17 protein-coding genes and 1 tRNA gene are annotated in these 17533 nt (G+C 57.1%); 14 read left to right on the top strand and 4 right to left on the bottom strand.

Annotated features, from left to right (window positions below; genetic code table 11):
- Positions 1 to 55 precede the first annotated feature (55 nt).
- Positions 56 to 877 carry a c-type cytochrome gene (locus KGB25_RS20390; protein WP_223436464.1) on the bottom strand — a complete coding sequence of 274 codons (822 nt, stop codon included), beginning with the start codon at positions 875 to 877 and terminating at the stop codon, positions 56 to 58.
- A 591-nt stretch (positions 878 to 1468) separates the two neighbouring features.
- Between KGB25_RS20390 and KGB25_RS20385 the strand changes: the two genes are divergently transcribed.
- The 3 genes from KGB25_RS20385 to KGB25_RS20375 all read left to right on the top strand — a co-directional run bounded on the left by KGB25_RS20385 (position 1469) and on the right by KGB25_RS20375 (position 5662).
- Entirely contained in the window at positions 1469 to 2674 is a 1206-nt protein-coding gene (locus tag KGB25_RS20385; RefSeq protein ID WP_008042192.1) for an acetyl-CoA C-acetyltransferase, read from the top strand.
- Between the two features lie 25 nt (positions 2675 to 2699).
- On the top strand, positions 2700 to 4844 hold the full coding sequence (locus KGB25_RS20380) for a 3-hydroxyacyl-CoA dehydrogenase NAD-binding domain-containing protein (protein ID WP_223436443.1): 2145 nt from the start codon (positions 2700 to 2702) through the stop codon (positions 4842 to 4844).
- 95 nt (positions 4845 to 4939) lie between these two features.
- Positions 4940 to 5662, top strand: coding sequence for an amidotransferase (locus KGB25_RS20375; protein WP_008027324.1), 723 nt, complete (start codon positions 4940 to 4942; stop codon positions 5660 to 5662).
- Between the two features lie 84 nt (positions 5663 to 5746).
- On the opposite strand, the gene KGB25_RS20370 is transcribed toward KGB25_RS20375, so the two are convergent.
- The 3 genes from KGB25_RS20370 to KGB25_RS20360 all read right to left on the bottom strand — a co-directional run bounded on the left by KGB25_RS20370 (position 5747) and on the right by KGB25_RS20360 (position 8480).
- The gene (locus tag KGB25_RS20370; RefSeq protein WP_008027325.1) at positions 5747 to 6718 is read right to left on the bottom strand and encodes a magnesium and cobalt transport protein CorA; all 972 of its coding nucleotides are present in this window, start codon (positions 6716 to 6718) and stop codon (positions 5747 to 5749) included.
- Between the two features lie 137 nt (positions 6719 to 6855).
- Positions 6856 to 7578, bottom strand: a complete 723-nt coding sequence (locus KGB25_RS20365) for a 1-acylglycerol-3-phosphate O-acyltransferase (protein ID WP_008027326.1) — start codon at positions 7576 to 7578, stop codon at positions 6856 to 6858.
- A gap of 212 nt (positions 7579 to 7790) precedes the next feature.
- The gene (locus KGB25_RS20360) at positions 7791 to 8480 is read right to left on the bottom strand and encodes a crotonase/enoyl-CoA hydratase family protein (protein WP_008027327.1); all 690 of its coding nucleotides are present in this window, start codon (positions 8478 to 8480) and stop codon (positions 7791 to 7793) included.
- A gap of 309 nt (positions 8481 to 8789) precedes the next feature.
- On the opposite strand from KGB25_RS20360, the gene KGB25_RS20355 reads away from it, so the two are divergent.
- From KGB25_RS20355 to KGB25_RS20305, 11 genes are all read left to right on the top strand, one after another.
- A tRNA-Ser gene (locus KGB25_RS20355) sits at positions 8790 to 8879 on the top strand.
- 357 nt (positions 8880 to 9236) lie between these two features.
- On the top strand, positions 9237 to 10427 hold the full coding sequence (locus tag KGB25_RS20350) for a hypothetical protein (protein ID WP_223436441.1): 1191 nt from the start codon (positions 9237 to 9239) through the stop codon (positions 10425 to 10427).
- Positions 10424 to 11005, top strand: a complete 582-nt coding sequence (locus KGB25_RS20345) for an adenylyl-sulfate kinase (protein WP_207286653.1) — start codon at positions 10424 to 10426, stop codon at positions 11003 to 11005. The genes KGB25_RS20350 and KGB25_RS20345 overlap by 4 nt, the downstream gene beginning before the upstream one ends.
- On the top strand, positions 11002 to 11751 hold the full coding sequence (locus tag KGB25_RS20340; protein WP_192416939.1) for a class I SAM-dependent methyltransferase: 750 nt from the start codon (positions 11002 to 11004) through the stop codon (positions 11749 to 11751). The genes KGB25_RS20345 and KGB25_RS20340 overlap by 4 nt, the downstream gene beginning before the upstream one ends.
- 5 nt (positions 11752 to 11756) lie before the next feature.
- The gene (locus KGB25_RS20335; protein ID WP_223436439.1) at positions 11757 to 14072 is read left to right on the top strand and encodes a PEP-utilizing enzyme; all 2316 of its coding nucleotides are present in this window, start codon (positions 11757 to 11759) and stop codon (positions 14070 to 14072) included.
- The gene (locus KGB25_RS20330; protein WP_207286650.1) at positions 14069 to 14683 is read left to right on the top strand and encodes a gamma-glutamyl-gamma-aminobutyrate hydrolase family protein; all 615 of its coding nucleotides are present in this window, start codon (positions 14069 to 14071) and stop codon (positions 14681 to 14683) included. Before KGB25_RS20335 ends, KGB25_RS20330 begins: the two co-directional genes overlap by 4 nt.
- Before the next feature lie 28 nt (positions 14684 to 14711).
- Positions 14712 to 15425, top strand: a complete 714-nt coding sequence (locus tag KGB25_RS20325; protein ID WP_223436437.1) for a phosphocholine cytidylyltransferase family protein — start codon at positions 14712 to 14714, stop codon at positions 15423 to 15425.
- Between the two features lie 46 nt (positions 15426 to 15471).
- Complete coding sequence (locus KGB25_RS20320; protein WP_008027329.1) at positions 15472 to 15792, top strand: YbjQ family protein; 321 nt, start codon at positions 15472 to 15474, stop codon at positions 15790 to 15792.
- Between the two features lie 178 nt (positions 15793 to 15970).
- Positions 15971 to 16159, top strand: a complete 189-nt coding sequence (locus tag KGB25_RS20315) for a hypothetical protein (protein WP_032828671.1) — start codon at positions 15971 to 15973, stop codon at positions 16157 to 16159.
- 312 nt (positions 16160 to 16471) lie between these two features.
- Positions 16472 to 16843: a hypothetical protein gene (locus tag KGB25_RS20310; protein WP_008027331.1), complete on the top strand. Its 372-nt coding sequence runs from the start codon at positions 16472 to 16474 to the stop codon at positions 16841 to 16843.
- 190 nt (positions 16844 to 17033) lie between these two features.
- Positions 17034 to 17456 carry a glycine zipper domain-containing protein gene (locus KGB25_RS20305; protein ID WP_008027332.1) on the top strand — a complete coding sequence of 141 codons (423 nt, stop codon included), beginning with the start codon at positions 17034 to 17036 and terminating at the stop codon, positions 17454 to 17456.
- Positions 17457 to 17533: the final 77 nt, after the last annotated feature.

Here is a 17533-nt window from a genome sequence, read left to right as displayed (position 1 = left end):
ATGTTGAATGTGCCACCGTCATCGCGAGCAGGCTCGCTCCCACATGGAAATAGTGTCAGGGCTTGGTTTTGCGCCCGGCCATGTGCTTCAAATACCCCACCAACATCTCCAGATCCCCATCCGGCAAAACCGCCGCCGAAAACCCCGGCATCTTCGCCTGCGGCCACTGCCGCAAACTCTGCGGATCGCGGATGTAGCGCTTCAAAAAGTCCGCCCCGAAATACTCGGTCGGGTTAAACGGAATGTTCAGATCCGGCCCGAACTGCGCATCCCCGGCACCGTTCAATCGATGACACGCCAGACAGTTCTTCTGGAACAGCGCAAACCCCACATTCACCGGGTCGTTCGCCTTCAGCGCCGGATCCGGCAGCAGGGCAGGGAAGCGCTCGGCCACCGGCGCCATGCGTTTGATGTCAGCCACTTGAAAGGGCCATTGCTCGGGACTGATATTGCCCGCCTGAGGATCCGTCCATACCAGATAAAACGGCCCGGCACTCGGCTTGTCTGCCGACAGCGCCGGCCACGGTTTTGTCGGGTCTTCAATCGCCAGCCACGCTCGCGCACCTTGGCTGTTGAGTAACGGCGCGGCAGCCAGTTCGGCAGCAAAACCATCCAGTGCCACAGCTTGCAGGTGATCGTCAGGCTTGATGCCGCTCAACAACGCCGCCAGGGGCACGGCGCGATAGCTCATGTCCCGTTTGTAGGAAACGTCGTTGGTAATGGTGATGGTCTGAACCAGAGGATGCTTGAGCAACTCCTCGGTCTGCCAGGTGCGGCTGTGTGCGCCCAGCTCCAGGTTCAGCTGTGCGGCATAAAGGGGCGAGCCGAACAGCAAGGCCCCGAGCAGAATGAGCGTTTTCAACAGATCGCCGTCCATGTCGTGGAAGTGCCGCAAAGGTTGGCACACCCACGCCGGCCCGGGTAGCGAGCCAGTCACATTTTTAAGAGGCGATGGAAACTGTGCGCCGATTTTTTAATAAAGACTCAGCCGATCACCTTCGTCAGGTTCGGCAAAATCAACAGCAACGTAGTAGCGAAAAGAATGAGCCCGGCTTGACGTACTTTCGAATGTTTGAACATGGCTTGACCGCCTTTTTTGTTATTTCCTGATGCCTGCCTGCATATCTCCATGACGGCAGAGCGTTGCACTTCCTGTAAGGCGAGCGCCTCGGCAAAACCCGACGACAACTTCGCATATGTTCACCTTAGGGCCCGCGTCACTCGTGACTTAGATCCCTTTCGTATGGAGTGCGCACTTATTGCTTTAAAAAAGGCATGAGGCCTATTGCCAGCTTCTTTGCCGCCCTTTTGCTAGACATCTCGGTGTCCTGAAACGATCAATCCGGTAGCACACTACCGTCCGTCTGAGCGTGTCCGTCAACGTCAGTGAGCATTGCGGTCATTGAATCGGCGGTGGCTCGGCATAAGGTGAGGGCTCAGTATTTTCACCGCCAGGTTCGAGGACGTCATGACCCAAGCTTTGATTTTCGACGCGTTACGCACGCCCCGTGGCAAGGGCAAGTCCGATGGTGCATTGCACAGTGTCAAACCGGTGAACCTGGTGGCGGGGTTGCTCAAGGCGCTGCAACAGCGCACGGCGCTGGACACCAGTCAGGTCGACGACGTGGTGTTGGGCTGTGTGACGCCGGTTGGCGATCAAGGTGCGGACATCGCCAAAACGGCCGCACAGGTGGCCGATTGGGACGTCAGCGTCGCGGGCGTGCAAATCAACCGCTTCTGCGCGTCAGGGCTGGAGGCCGTCAACCTCGGGGCGATGAAAGTGCGTTCCGGCTTCGAAGACCTGGTGGTGGTCGGTGGCGTCGAGTCGATGTCACGGGTGCCGATGGGCAGCGATGGCGGCGCCTGGGCGCTGGACCCGGAAACCAATTTGCACAGCCATTTCACCCCGCAAGGCGTCGGCGCCGATCTGATCGCCACCCTCGAAGGCTTCAGCCGCCAGGACGTCGATGCCTACGCGCTGCACTCCCAGCAAAAAGCGGCGCGGGCGCGGGCCGACGGTTCGTTCAGCAAATCGCTGGTGCCGGTGCAGGATCAGAACGGCATCATTTTGCTCGATCACGATGAGTTCATCCGCGCCGACTCCACCCTGGAAGGCCTGGGCAAACTCAAGCCGAGCTTCGAGATGATGGGGCAAATGGGTTTCGACGCCACGGCATTGCGGGTCTACAGCCACGTGGAGCGGATCAACCACGTGCACACGCCGGGCAACAGTTCGGGGATCGTCGATGGCGCGGCGTTGATGCTGATCGGCTCCGAAGCCAAGGGACGTGCACTGGGCTTGCAGCCACGGGCGCGAATCGTCGCCACGGCGGTCACCAGCACCGATCCGACGATCATGCTCACCGGCCCGGCACCGGCCACCCGCAAAGCGCTGGCCAAGGCCGGGCTGCGGGTCGAAGACATCGACCTGTTCGAGGTCAACGAGGCGTTTGCTTCCGTCGTGTTGAAGTTCATCAAGGACATGGCCATCGACCCGGACAAGGTCAACGTCAATGGCGGCTCCATCGCCATGGGGCATCCGCTGGGCGCTACAGGCTGCGCAATCCTCGGCACGCTGCTCGATGAACTGGAAACCCGGCGCCTGCGCTTTGGCCTCGCGACCCTGTGCGTCGGCGGCGGCATGGGTATTGCCACCATCATCGAACGCCTCTGAGCCACGATTTCAAGGAATTCTCTTCATGACTGAAGCCATTCGTTACGAAAAAGGGCAGGACCAGATCGTCGTCCTGACCATCGACATGCCGGGCCAGAGCGCCAACACCATGAACGCGGTCTACCGCGAGGCCATGGCCGCTTGCGTCGCCCGACTGGTTGCCGAGAAAGACAGCATCGCCGGCGTGATCATCACCTCGGCGAAGAAGACCTTCTTCGCCGGCGGCGACCTCAATGAACTGATCAAGGTCGGCAAGCCTGAAGCCAAGGCGTTCTACGACATGGTGCTGACGCTGAAGGGCCAACTGCGCACCCTGGAAACCCTGGGCAAACCGGTGGTCGCCGCAATCAACGGCGCTGCGCTGGGGGGAGGTTGGGAAATCTGCCTGGCCTGTCATCACCGCGTGGCGCTGGACAATTCATCGGTGCAACTCGGCCTGCCGGAAGTCACCCTCGGCCTGTTGCCGGGCGGTGGCGGGGTAGTGCGCATGGTGCGGATGCTCGGTCTGGAAAAAGCCCTGCCGTATCTGCTTGAAGGCAAGAAAGTCCGTGCGCAACAAGCCTTGCAGGCGGGCTTGATCGATGAGTTGGCGCTGGATCACGATGAGCTGCTGAGCAAGGCGCGCGCCTGGATTCTGGCCAACCCGACAGCGGTGCAACGTTGGGATGTGAAGGGCTATCAGATTCCGGGCGGTACGCCGTCGAACCCGAAAGTCGCGCAGATGCTGGCCATTGCGCCGTCGATCCTGCGCACGAAAACCCAGGGCTGCATGCCCGCACCAGAGAAGATTCTTTGCGCCGCAGTGGAAGGCGCTCAGGTGGATTTCGACACGGCGCACCTGATCGAAACCCGTTACTTCACCGAACTGACCACCGGCCAGATCTCGAAGAACCTGATCGGCACGTTCTGGTTCCAGCTCAACGAAATCAATGCTGGCGGTTCGCGACCTCAAGGGTTTGCACCTTACGTGACGCGTCGCGTGGGGGTTCTGGGCGCGGGGATGATGGGAGCCGGCATTGCCTTTGTCAGCGCCTCGGCCGGTATCGAAGTGGTGCTCAAAGACATCAACCTCGCTGCGGCGGAAAAGGGCAAGGCTCATTCGGCGGCGTTGCTGGACAAGAAAGTTGCCCGGGGGCAGTTGAGCATCGAACAACGGGACGCAGTGCTGGCACGGATCAAAACCACTGAAAGTGACGCCGATCTGGCCGGATGCGACCTGATCATTGAAGCCGTGTTCGAAGACCGCGAACTGAAAGCCAAAGTCTCTTCAGCCGCGCAACAGGTCGTCGGCCCGGACGCGGTGATCGCTTCCAACACCTCGACCTTACCCATCAGCGGGCTCGCCACCGCGGTACCGGATCAGAGCAAATTCATCGGCCTGCATTTCTTCAGCCCCGTGGAAAAAATGCCCTTGGTGGAAATCATCAAAGGCGCCCACACCAGCGACGAAACCCTGGCCCGCGGTTTCGATTTCGTCCTGCAAATCAAGAAAACCCCGATTGTGGTCAACGACAGCCGTGGCTTCTTCACGTCACGAGTGTTCGGCACCTTCACCAACGAAGGCATTGCCATGCTCGGCGAAGGCGTGAGCGCAGCGATGATCGAGACCGAAGCGCGCAAGGCGGGCATGCCCATCGGGCCTCTGGCGATCTCCGACGAAGTTTCCCTCAGCCTCATGAGCCATATCCGCCAGCAAACGGCCAAAGACCTGCAAGCGGAAGGGAAACCACTGATTGAGCACCCGGCGTTTGCCGTGATTGACTTGTTGCTCAACGAATACAAGCGTCCGGGCAAAGCGGCAGGCGGTGGTTTCTACGAATACCCGGCCGGCGGCCAGAAGCACTTGTGGCCAGGGCTGAAAAGCCGTTTCGAGAAGGCTGACGGGCAGATTTCACCAAAGGACGTGCGTGATCGCCTGCTGTTCGTGCAAGCCATTGAAACCGTGCGTTGCGTGGAGGAGGGCGTGCTGACCTCGACTGCGGATGCCAACGTCGGCTCGATCTTCGGCATTGGTTTCGCGGCCTGGACCGGCGGCGCGCTGCAGTTCATCAACCAGTACGGCGTGAAGGACTTCGTCGCGCGTGCGCAATACCTGGCCGAGCAGTACGGCGAACGGTTCGCGCCACCCGCGCTGCTGCTGGAGAAAGCGGCCAAAGGGGAGGTGTTTTAAGGGACCGATGACGACTCGTGGGGCTTGCCTTGGGACGGTGTTTCGAGGCAGGCTCTGGGGTGTGCATTATTCCCATCACGTGTCAGGTATTTTTTATGTCGTTACGCATCTGCATTCTGGAAACCGACATCCTGCGTCCGGAACTGGTCGATCAATATCAGGGTTACGGGCAGATGTTCCAGCGTCTGTTTTCGCAACAACCCATCGCGGCCGAGTTCACTGTCTACAACGTGATGCAGGGCGAATACCCCAGCGATGATGAGGCCTTCGACGCCTATCTCGTCACCGGCAGCAAGGCCGATTCCTTCGGCACCGACCCGTGGATTCAAACCCTCAAGGCTTACCTGCTGACCCGCTACGAACGCGGTGACAAACTGCTGGGCGTGTGCTTCGGCCATCAGTTGCTGGCGCTGCTGCTGGGCGGCAAGAGCGAGCGTGCGACCCAGGGCTGGGGCGTCGGCACCCACAGTTACAAACTCGCCGCCAAGGCACCGTGGATGAGCCCGGTGCGCGAAGAGTTGACGTTATTGATCAGCCACCAGGACCAGGTGACGTCGCTGCCGGAAAACGCCACGGTCATCGCTTCCAGCGATTTCTGTCCGTTTGCCGCGTACCACATCAACGACCAGGTGTTGTGCTTCCAGGGGCACCCGGAATTCATTCACGATTACTCGCGAGCCTTGCTGGATATTCGTCAGGAAGCGTTGGGCGAGCAGGTGTATACCAAGGGCATGGCGAGCCTTGAGCATGAGCATCATGGCGCAACCGTTGCGGAGTGGATGATGCGGTTTGTGGCGCATAAACCAGAAACTGTTTGAAGCTGAAAAGCATCGCTGGCAAGCCAGCTCCTACAAGGGGTACACGGTTCCCTGTAGGAGCTGGTTTGCCAGCGATTGTGTTGTTTACAACCACCCCGACTTCTTGAAACTCGCCCACAAACTCACACACCCCACCGCAATAAACCCCAGCACCGCGAAATACCCGTAATGCCAGGTCAGCTCCGGCATGTTCTGGAAGTTCATCCCGTAGATCCCGGCCACTGCCGTCGGGAACGCCAGAATCGCCGCCCACGCCGCAAACTTGCGCTGCACCACGCTCTGCCGTGACGCCTCCAGCAACACCCCGACTTCAATGGTCTGGCTGGCAATGTCTGCCAGGGTCGTCAGGTCTTCCATCTGCCGGGTCACATGGATCTGCACATCGCGGAAGTACGGGCGCATGTTCTTGTCGATGAACGGAAAACTCAGCTTCTGCAGCTCCTCACCGATTTCCACCATCGGCGCCGCGTACCGCCGCAAACGCAATACATCGCGGCGCAGACTGTGGAGTTTTTGAATGTCGCGCTCGTTCAGGGAGCTGCACATGACGTTACGTTCCAGCTCATCGATCTCTGCATGGATCGCTTCGCCCATCGGCTGATAGTTTTCAATCACAAAATCGAGGATGGCATAGAGTACGAAATCTTCCCCGTGCTCCAGCAACAGTGGACGCGCCTCACAACGCTGGCGGACATAAGCGTAGGACGCCGAATGACCGTTACGCGCAGTAATGATGTAACCGTTGCCGGCAAAGATATGAGTCTCGATGAACTCAAGCTTTCCTTCATGGCGGATCGGCGAATACGTGACGATAAACAGCGCATCGCCAAAGGTTTCCAACTTCGGTCGACTGTGTTTTTCCAGGGCGTCTTCAATGGCCAGTTCGTGCAGGTTGAACTGGCGTTGCAGATTGAACAGCTCCTGGGCATTCGGCTCTTCGAGGCCGATCCAGACAAAGTGACCAGGCTTGGCGGCCCAGGCAGCGCCTTCGTCGAGGGTGATATTGGTGACCTTCTTACCAGCGCTGTAAACCGCAGCAGCAACAACTCTACCCATGATTCAGCTTCACTTCTTATTAGTAGCAGGCAGTGTTCAGCTTATCCTTCTATACCGCTTGAGAGTCAGTGAAATCTGCAGAGTTCGAAGGCAAAAGTTCGCAGGCAAAAGAAAACCCGCACAAGGCGGGTTTTGTTTCATGCGGCTTGCAGTTGCCGATCCATCGAGGCGATGCACTCGCGCATCTGCTCGCGGCATTGGGCGATCAGCAGCGGCATGTCGTCCAGGCTCAGTCCGGCAGTTGGAATGGCCGGCAAAGAACGGATCAGAATTTTCCCACTGCGCCAGCGGTTCAATCGCATGTGTTTGACGTAACTGCTGACACACACCGGGACGATCGGCACGCCCGCCGCGATCGCCATCTGGAACGCGCCTTTCTTGAAGGGCAGCAGGTCTTCGCCGAGATTGCGCGTGCCTTCCGGGAACACCCAGATCGAGGTGTCTTCATGTTGCAAGGTGTGCGTGGTGGTCAGCATCGACTGGCGCGCCTTGTGCGCATTGCCACGGTCGATCAACACATTACCGGCCAACCAGAACAGCTGACCGAACAACGGCACCCACTTCAGGCTCTTCTTGCCGATGCACACGGTGCGGCGGGGCACCACGTTGCCGAAAACAAACAAGTCATAGTTGGACTGGTGGTTGGCGATGATCACGCAGCTCTCGGGTTTGTCCATCAATGGCCCGACGTCGGCCTTCACTCGCAAACGCAAAATGCACATTGCCGGCCACGCATAGAGGCGCGCGCACAAACGGCTGTTGTCCGGGTTGAACGGGCGAAACAGCCCCAGAATCACTCCCAGCACACCAGCGAGAATAAAGTGCAGGCCCATCAATAACATACGAAACACGAACAGCATTTACAGGCCCCACCGGGACAAAAGGTGGCGCAGTGTACGGATGTGCACTGTTTTCGGCAATTGCCTCTATAGAGGTAGGAGATAGCCGATGTTTGAGCGCATGTTTCCGACTAGTTGGTCAGATCTGTTCTAGAGGGGTTGTAGACTTTTCCACAGAGCGTGTATGAAAAAGCCCGACACGATGGTCGGGCTTTCGGTGCAGCATCTTTGGGTTAACCCAAATGCTCCTGATCCTGGATGATTGCGTTGTCCAGGGTGTCCAGCAGTGCCTTGCGCACTTTCAGCTTGGTGTTCTTGTGGGCGGTCATGTTGATCTTCTTCAACTGACGAGCCGCTGCCAGCGCCGCGCCTTGCAGTTCTTCTGGCGACACCACCAAGTCGAGGAAACCGGCATCCACGGCACTCTTCGGGTTGAACATCTCACCGTTGATCACCGAACGATGCAGCGCTGCCTTGCTCAGGCGATCACGGGCGATCTCAATGCCGGCGTGGTGCATGGTCATGCCGATCTGCACTTCGTTCAGGCCAATGCTGAACGGGCCGTCGACACCAATGCGGTAATCCGCCGACAACAACAGGAACGCGCCCTTGGCCACTGCATGCCCAGGGCACGCAACAATCACCGGAAACGGGTGCGACAACAGACGACGGGACAATGTCGAGCCAGCCGTCACCAGCGATACGGCTTCTTTAGGGCCTGCTGTCATCACCTTCAGGTCATAACCGCCCGACAGAATTCCTGGCGTACCGGTGATGATCACCACTGCGCGATCAGTCACTGCCTGATCCAGCGCAGCGTTAAACGCAGCAATCACGTCCGGAGAGATGGCATTGACCTTGCCGTTGCTCAAGGTCAGGGTCGCGATACCGTCTTCGAGGTGGTAGGAAATCAACTCACTCATGACGCTATTCCTTGTATGAAAGTTGGGGCAGACGTTACCCACCGCCGCAGGCCAGGTAAAGCGCCGTGACTGACCCGCCAGTCACCCTTTCCCCGCCGGGCAAGCGTAGCTCGCCGCTCCCGCCGTGCATTCCCCTCTCTATATAGGAGAGCGCGAAGCCAGAGATTGGCAGGTTTGCCATGGCCCGGAATGCTCCCGGAACCTCCAAACCGCTAAGCACATGAAAATTCTGCAAAAAAAGTTTGCCATCAGAAAAGCTTTCGACTACATTAGCGCGCCTCGACAGACAGAATATGTTTGAAGAGATACGGTGAAGTGTCCGAGTGGCTTAAGGAGCACGCCTGGAAAGTGTGTATACAAGAAATTGTATCGAGAGTTCGAATCTCTCCTTCACCGCCAAATTCGATGTAACCAGAACCCCTGATTTCGAAAGAAATCAGGGGTTTTGTGGTTTCTGGGTGTCTGGATTTCGAGGCGGCACGTTGGCCGCGCCAAGGGTAAAAAATGCTCGCCTGGTGGGGTGTCAATTTGCCAGCGTATGATATATTGGCGCGGTTTATGTGATCAGGATCAAAGCTTTACTATTGATTTTCAATGAAAATTAATACGACTTTAGTCTGATTCGCTTAACAACAAGGATGTACACGTGCGAAAGGGATATGCACTTAGGCAGGATCAAATGCTTTCCCCTTTTTTGCGCGTTTACTTGGCCTAAGCCTGGCTTGCCTGGGACAGCTTTGAAGGTGCGCGTTTTATATGCAAAGCGTTTATTTGATCAGTAACGTCAATAATGGCGGAAAAACCTATCTTGAGTACTTGCTGCCAGCGCTAAATGCTCTTCGCAATCACTACAACTGTATTGTGCTTCAGACAAATATTGTCGGTGTCAGCAAGTTTGAAGCGGAACAGTTTCTAGGCTGTCCAGTTGATGAGGTGGGACTGGATGATATTGGAAAACTGAAATCACAAGTAATTATTTCGAACGATGCTTCTATCGGGAAATTACTTGATGAATCAAACTTCACCATTTTTATTGCGCACGGCAATGTAGGGATGCCCCTCGCGGATGTTTACTACTGTTCCGGCTGGACATCCTATTGGGATGCAATTGTTTCCTCCTCCAGATCGCTTTTTGATTTGATTAAAACAGGCATGTACTACTTCAGGCGAGACAGAGTCGCCTTGCGTCTGGAACTTGAACCGGACCGATCACGTACGGACCTTCGAAACACTAGCGCAGTATCCGTACTGCCCATCAAAATTCCCGACATGTTCAGCGCTCCCCCTGAGTTTCGGTGCATGTCCGAGGAGTATGTTGTTGGCCTTCTGCCTACCCAGATAGGTATTTGCCCGAGTGGCGCTTCTCTGTTTGAAAACATGGAGGTGGTCATTAACTCAGTGAAATCCCAGATTCCTCATGCAAAGATTATTTTTCGACCGTATATGACGGATTTTGATCGTCCCTATGTAAAAGAGTTGTGTGAGCAACTTGCCCGGTACCCATGGGTTTCAATTGACGATACTAAAGGCAGCAGTAAAGACTTCTATCGGATATGTGACACGATCATCACTGATGCCTCCAGTGGTGGTGTGTCCTTTATGCTGAATACGTGCAAGCTGCCGATTTATTATGTTCCAGTGGGTCACGATAGCAGTCCAATCGTCGAAGCCTGGTTGGAACAGATGGAGGGCTTGTTGCCGATCGCTAAAAATGGCGATGAGCTTAAGGATATGGTGCTTGGATTTAAACTGCTTACTTCAGAGCAAAAGTACTTCATTTATAAGAAGTTCTACGACTCAGAGTACAGCGGACTTCATCATCCGGATGAGGTGTTTCTTGAGTTGGTTGAAAACCGACATGAGTCCCGTTTTCGTTACTGTGTGATCGACTCTTTTGGGGGCGCTCACGACAATTTCATTAGCGACCCTGAAAGAGCGCTGCAATGATCGTGAGTAACTTCCAGGCTCCCAGTGTTGATATGAATACCTCTATTGGCGAGGTCGTGTGGATTACCGGTTTGTCGGGTGCCGGTAAATCAACGCTGGCCCATGAGCTTGTTGCCAGGCTTAGAAGCGATGGTCATCCGGTTGTCATGCTGGATGGAGATGAACTGCGTGATGTGTTTGGCGCAAGTGCGGCCAATGCGCAAAACCACGGGCGTGAAGGGCGGTTGGCGCTGGCCATGCAATACGCTCATTTATGCAGGGTCATAGCGGCGCAGGGGTTCACGGTGGTGATCGCCACGATTTCGCTGTTCCGCGAAGTTCATGCGTGGAACCGTGCCCACCTGCCTGGTTATTTCGAAATCTATTTGAAGGTGCCGATGGAGGAGCTGCGCCGTCGGGATCCCAAGGGCATCTATCGCCGGTTCGATGCGGGCGAGTTGCACAACGTCGCGGGGCTCGATTTGTCGATTGATGAACCGGGCGCGGCGGACTGGGTGGTGGAGTTCGACCCCCACCGCCCTCTATCTATGTTGACTGATGACTTACTGCACCATTTTTATAAAAGGAAGTTGGTATGAAAACGGAATGGGATTACACCACACTGGCTGACGCTTACTTGAAGCGTCCTGACTACGCCGATGCTGCGATCGATGCAATGCTTTCGATTGCAGGCGCCGAGAAAGGCGACAAGTTCTGCGACGTTGGAGCCGGGGTTGCGCACCTGACCTTAATGTTGGCTGCGCGAGGCCTGGACGTTGTTGCGGTGGAACCTAATGATGCGATGCGAGCGAATGGCATCAAGCGTACCGCGGACCTGACTCATGTCAGTTGGCATGAAGGAACAGGCGAAGTAACAGGGCAGCAGTCGCAAGCTTTCGACATGGTCACTTTCGGCAGTTCCTTCAATGTCTGTGACCGTGAGCAGGCTCTCAAGGAAACCGCGCGCATTCTCAAGCCGCGAGGCTGGTTCGCCTGTATGTGGAATCATCGTCATCTTGAAGATCCTGTCCAGGCCCGAATTGAAGCGATCATTAAAGAACGGGTTCAGGGTTACGGCTACGGTACTCGTCGTGAAGATCAAACTGCGGTGATTGATGCCAGTGCGCTATTCGGTCCTGTTGTTCATCTTGATGCGCGTGTCATTCACGAACAAACCATTGAAGAATGTCTGGAGGCGTGGCGTTCTCACGCAACGCTTGAGCGTCAGGCAGGTGCGAATTTCCATGAGGTGATTAGCGCAATCGATGACTATTTGAAGGGCCTGGGGACTGCCTCGATCCAGATTCCGTACTCAACCAATATCTGGGTTGCTCAGCTGAGATAATCCTGATGGCTCTGCGATTTTCCACCAAGGCCGGTACGCTTGCCGGCCTGCAAGAGCGGCTGACTTCGGCGCGCATTGCTCCGTTGCTGTCTTTCACCGTAAGGGACTGGCAAGTGGGCCGGCAAGCCTGTTTACGCGACATTCAGGGACGCTTGGACGCCGGCCCCTGGATCGTGCGCTCCAGTTGTCTGCGCGAAGACGGCGTACAAGCATCCGGTGCGGGGGCGTTTCTCTCTGTACTTGACGTCAATGAAGCAGGGTTGGAATCGGCGGTTGAACAGGTCATCGCCAGTTATGGCGATGCCAACCAGGCAGACGAAGTTCTGATTCAACCTATGTTGAGTAATGTCGTTCGGTCCGGCGTTGCCTTTTCCCACGACCCGAATACCTGTGCGCCCTATCGGGTGGTGAACTGGACGGAGGGCCGTGACACCGCCTCTGTCACTGGCGGTCTGGGTGGCCGGCTTTGGCAGCAGGCGGCCCACAGCAAAGTGCCGCCACCGCCAGATATGCTGCCCGTCGTGACCTTGCTCGAAGAGTTGTTGGGGTTGTTCGAGGGGGTACCGGTCGACTGTGAGTTCGCTGTCACGCGGGAGGCTGAAGGCGAGGTGTTGTGGTTATTGCAAGCCCGACCACTGATTTTGCCAGCACGCCCGGAATCCGAAGCAGCTCAAGCCGATCGGCTGGAAAATATTCAACGCAAGGTAGCGCGGGGCATGCGGCCGCACCCGTTCCTGATCGGCCAGCGTACCGTTTATGGTGTGATGCCGGACTGGAATCCGGCCGAAATTATCGGTATCCGTCCCAAACCACTGGCGCTTTCGCTTTACCGGGATTTGGTGACTGACTCGATCTGGGCCTATCAACGCCATAATTACGGCTACCGCAACTTGCGCAGCTTTCCGCTGATGCCGCATTTTTTCGGGCTGCCGTACATCGATGTTCGATTGTCTTTCAACTCGTTCATCCCGGCAGACCTGGATGAGGGGTTGGCGGGGCGTCTGGTCGACCACTATATCGATCGGCTGCTGTCCGAGCCGACGCTGCACGACAAAGTGGAGTTCGAGATTGTGTTCTCGTGCTACACACTGGATTTGTCGCAGCGACTGGAGCGCCTGGCCAGTGCCGGTTTCCTGGAGCATGAGCTGGAGGCCATCAGCAGCAGTTTGCGCAAGTTGACCAACCGCATCGTCCATCCCAAGGATGGCTTGTGGCGCGCTGATGCCAACAAACTCGATACGCTGAATGCGCGACGTGAGGCATTGCTGGCCTCCAACGCCGACCCTTTGGAACGGATTTACTGGCTGCTGGAGGATGCCAAGCGCTACGGGACCCTGCCATTCGCCGGTCTGGCCCGCGCCGGCTTCGTCGCGGTGCAGATGCTCAAATCCCTGATGACGGTGGGCGTGCTCTCGCAGGCTGACTACGATTGTTTCATGGGTGGGGTGTCGACTGTCAGCGGCCAGTTGGCGCGTGACCGCGCGACATTGGACAAGGCGACGTTCCTCGCGCGCTACGGCCACTTGCGCCCGGGCACCTACGACATCCTTTCGCCTCGCTACGATGAAGCGCCGGAACTTTACTTTGACTGGACTCAGCGCCCGTCCGTCCCGGAGCCCGTACAACCGTTTTCGCTGACCCTTCCACAAATGCGCGAAATCGTGAAGCAACTGGAATCACACGGCTTGCAGCCCGACCCTGTCGGCTTGCTGGACTTCATGCAAGCAGGAATCGAACTGCGCGAGCTGGCGAAGTTCCACTTCACCCGCAATCTCTCGGATGCCCTGGCATTGATCGCGCAAGTGGGGGCGCAGCACGGCATCAGCCGTGAAGACATGGCCTATTGCGACATCAGTGTCTTCAAGGAACTGCACGTTGCGGCAGCCAACACGAGCGATGTGCTGTTGCGCAGCATTGAGCAGGGCAAGGCCCGCCACGCAGAGACACTAAAGGTATCGTTACCGCCGGTGATCACCCGGCCTGAGGATGTCTGGTCTTTTGAATGGCCGGAAACAGCCCCCAACTTCATCACCCAGAAGCAGGTGACTGCCCCCGTGGTGGGCAGTGACGACCGAGAAATACTCGCCGGCGCGATTGTCTGCATTCCCAACGCGGATCCCGGGTTCGATTGGTTGTTTGCCTACCCGATTGCCGGGCTGATAACGGCTTGGGGCGGCGCGAACTCGCACATGGCGATTCGTGCAGGAGAACTTGGCTTGCCGGCAGTGATCGGTGCCGGCGAAGTCCTCTATCGGCGCTGGTCGGCGGCTCAACGCTTGCACCTGGATTGTCCGGGGCGCTGCGTGGAGATGCTGGCATGAAAGTCGTTGCCCTCAGCCAGCGTGTGGACGTATTTCCCGAGCGTGGTGAAAGCCGCGATGCAATAGACCAGCGTCTGATCAGCTTTCTACTGGATGCTGGCTTTTTGCCGGTGCCGGTACCCAACGGGTTGTGCCTGCAAACCGCTGACGGACGGCTGACTCAGGACGCCCTGCATGACTGGCTGCACACAGTATCGCCACAAGCCATCGTGCTTTCGGGGGGAAATGACATCGGCCAGTGTCCGGCGCGCGACCTGACTGAAGGCAGATTGCTTGCCCATGCACGATCCCTGCGCCTGCCCGTACTTGGAATTTGCCGGGGCATGCAGATGATTGCGCACTGGTCGGGCGGCGAGCTGAAAGCGGTGAACGGTCATGTGCGAACCCGGCATGAACTGTCAGGAAAAATCGTTGCCGAGGTGAACAGTTATCACGGTTTTTCGCTTGCCGCTTGCCCTGAAGGTTTTGAGGTCCTGGCGTGCAGTGGGGATGGGGAAATCGAAGCCATCCGGCACCGCAACCTCCCTTGGGAGGGCTGGATGTGGCATCCGGAGCGAGAGGACGTCTGGGCTGCGCACGACGTTCATCGACTGAAGCAATTGTTCGGTTAATAAAGACATTTCATGAGGTAGGACTGTTGTGAAAGCCATTATTCTGGCTGCCGGACGTGGCAGCCGCATGAAAAGTCTCACGGATGAACGTCCGAAATGCATGGTCGAATTGCGTGGCAAGACACTGCTGGAGTGGCAACTTTTGGCGCTGCGCGGTGCAGGCATTAGCGAGATAGCCATCGTGACCGGCTACAAGCGCGAGGTGTTGGCAGACCAAGGGCTGATCGAGTTCCATAATCCTCGCTGGGCGCAAACCAACATGGTCTCCTCATTGGCGTGTGCTGAAGCCTGGTTGCAGGATGCTCCGTGCATCGTGAGTTACTCCGACATTTTTTACAGCCCCGCAGCAGTCCAGTCGTTAATGACATGCAAGGCTTCCCTGGCCGTCACCTATGACCCGAACTGGCTGGCGCTCTGGACACAGCGCTTTGGTGATCCGTTACTGGATGCCGAAACGTTCCGCCTTGCCTCCACCGGCACCTTGACCGAAATCGGCAACAAACCGACTTCAGTCGATGATGTTCAGGGCCAATACATGGGGCTTCTACGCTTCACGCCTGAGGGGTGGGCAGAGGTCGTCCGGCTTCGCCAGGCCTTGACCCCGGAACAAAGAGACAAGGTGCATATGACGAACACGCTTCAACACGTCATTGACGCGGGGCGGGTCCCGATACACGCCGTTGCATACACTGGAGAGTGGGGAGAGGTGGACTCTTCAGAGGATCTCTTTGTGTATCAATAATTGAGGTTTCAGGCCTTGAGTGACTATTTATGAAGAAGGAATGCCCATGATCACCACCACCACCCACGCCATCGAAGGCCGCCAGATCACCGCTTACCTCGACATCGTCAGCGCCGAGTCGGTGCAGGGGGTCAACGTTATCCGCGACATGTTCGCCGGGATGCGGGATTTTTTCGGCGGGCGCTCTCAAACATTGGAGCGTGCATTGAAGGAGGCGCGGATTCAGGCCACCGACGAGATCAAGGAGCGGGCGCGGGCACTGCAGGCCGATGCGGTGGTGGGGCTCGATTATGAGATCAGCATGCCGGCCGGCAAGGGCGGCATGGTGGTGGTATTTGTGACCGGGACGGCCGTCAAACTGAGGTGATTCAGGTAACGGTTCATGTGTTTGTTTTGTAGGAAGCCGTGCGGGCCATTCGTCGGGTGTTGGGGAATCTGAATTACAAGTCCGGTAATGACCGGCTAGTCTCAAAAGCTTGGTGGTCGATATGTTTCAGGCAAAAGGGCTTGCCGGTATCGATCCCGCTTTTGAAAGGGGCGAAAAGATGGCTGATCCGTATATCGAAGACGACGGTGCTGAATTTCCAATCAACAATAGCGTGCGGTGTGGCCAGACAGACTATGTGGTGGCTTACGGTGACGATCAGGTCAAGCTTGGCAAAATGAAATCCCAGGTGCCCCAAGGGCCGAAGGCGAAATTTTTACCCAAGGTTGCGGCACCCGTCAGGAAGTAATCCATCCCCTCCAGACCCCGTCATTGAGCGGGGTTTTTTATGCCTGCAACCTTTTTGGCGGCGTGTGTTTTTCGGCCTGGGTTTTCACAAAGTTTTCACAAGGCCTTACGTAATCTCAACTCATCCGTTAGAAAGCAACACCTGGCCCGTCTCCCCAGCGGGCTTTTTTTTGTCTGTCATAAAACCTTTTCCATAAAAGCTGTCCAACCGTCGCCGATGGTGAGGTTGGGGCTGTGTGTCTGGACTTTCTCGCCGCTAAAGCATTCAATCTCGACCCTTTTTGATTTCCCCCTATTTTTTGAGGTTCTTGTCATGCGTTTAACACTGCCCGCTCTGGTTCTGGGCCTTTTGGTTGCTCAAGGTGCAATGGCTGCTGGCGACGGCACTGCCGCACTGGGTGGCGGTCTGGGTGGCGCGCTGGGTAATGTGGTCGGCCAAAGCATGGGCGGCAGCACTGGCGCTGCGATTGGTGCTGGTGTCGCGGGCGCCGCCGGCAGTGCTGTTGGAGCACGCAAAGGCAGCCGCACCAAAGCGGCCATTGGCGGCGGCGTGGGTGCTGCGGGCGGCTCGATAATCGGCAACAGCCTGGGCGGAAAGACCGGTTCGACCATCGGCGCAGGCCTGGGCGGTGCTTTGGGCGGCGGCGTGGGCAGCAACCTGGGCAAGGGCCACAAGGGCCACTGATCCTGATCGATCCGCTCAAAAAGCCCGGCTTGATGCCGGGCTTTTTGTATCTGGCTGTTTCTCTTTCGCAGCTTTTGCATCTTTAGCTGTCCAACGGTCATCGCTGGCCGGATTCAGTGGGGGCAGGTGCTAGACTCCGCCCATCCGCAGCGAATTCTTTTCTCCCGATGCGGAATTAGAGGTTCATATCATGCGTTTGACATTGTCCACATTGTTTCTGGGACTTTTGGTTGCTCAAGGTGCGATGGCTGCCGGTGATGGCACCGCTGCTGTTGGCGGTGGTATCGGCGGTGCATTGGGTAACGTGGTAGGTCAGCAAATGGGCGGCAGCACCGGTGCCGCGATTGGCGCAGGTGTAGGCGGCGCGGCGGGTAGCGCTGTTGGTGCACCTAAAGGCAGTCGCACTGAAGCAGCGATCGGTGGTGGTTTGGGCTCGGCGGGCGGCTCGGTGATTGGTAACAGCATTGGCGGCAAGACCGGTTCGACCATTGGCGCAGGCCTCGGCGGCGCAGCGGGTGGTGCGCTGGGCAACAACCTGGGTACTGACAGCGGCGATTCCCATTCCGGCAACGGGCACAAACACAAGCATAAGCACAAGAACAAACACCACTGATTCGACGATCAGTGACAGCAAAACCCGGCCTGGTGCCGGGTTTTTCATTATTGCGAGCGTGACATCGGACCGGGACC

Origin of the sequence: Pseudomonas sp. BF-RE-21 (genome assembly GCF_019947305.1) — a bacterium.
GTDB classification, from domain to species: Bacteria; Pseudomonadota; Gammaproteobacteria; order Pseudomonadales; family Pseudomonadaceae; genus Aquipseudomonas; species Aquipseudomonas migulae.
Note: the sequence above shows the minus strand (reverse complement) of the source record. Positions and strands in the feature narration are given on the sequence as shown.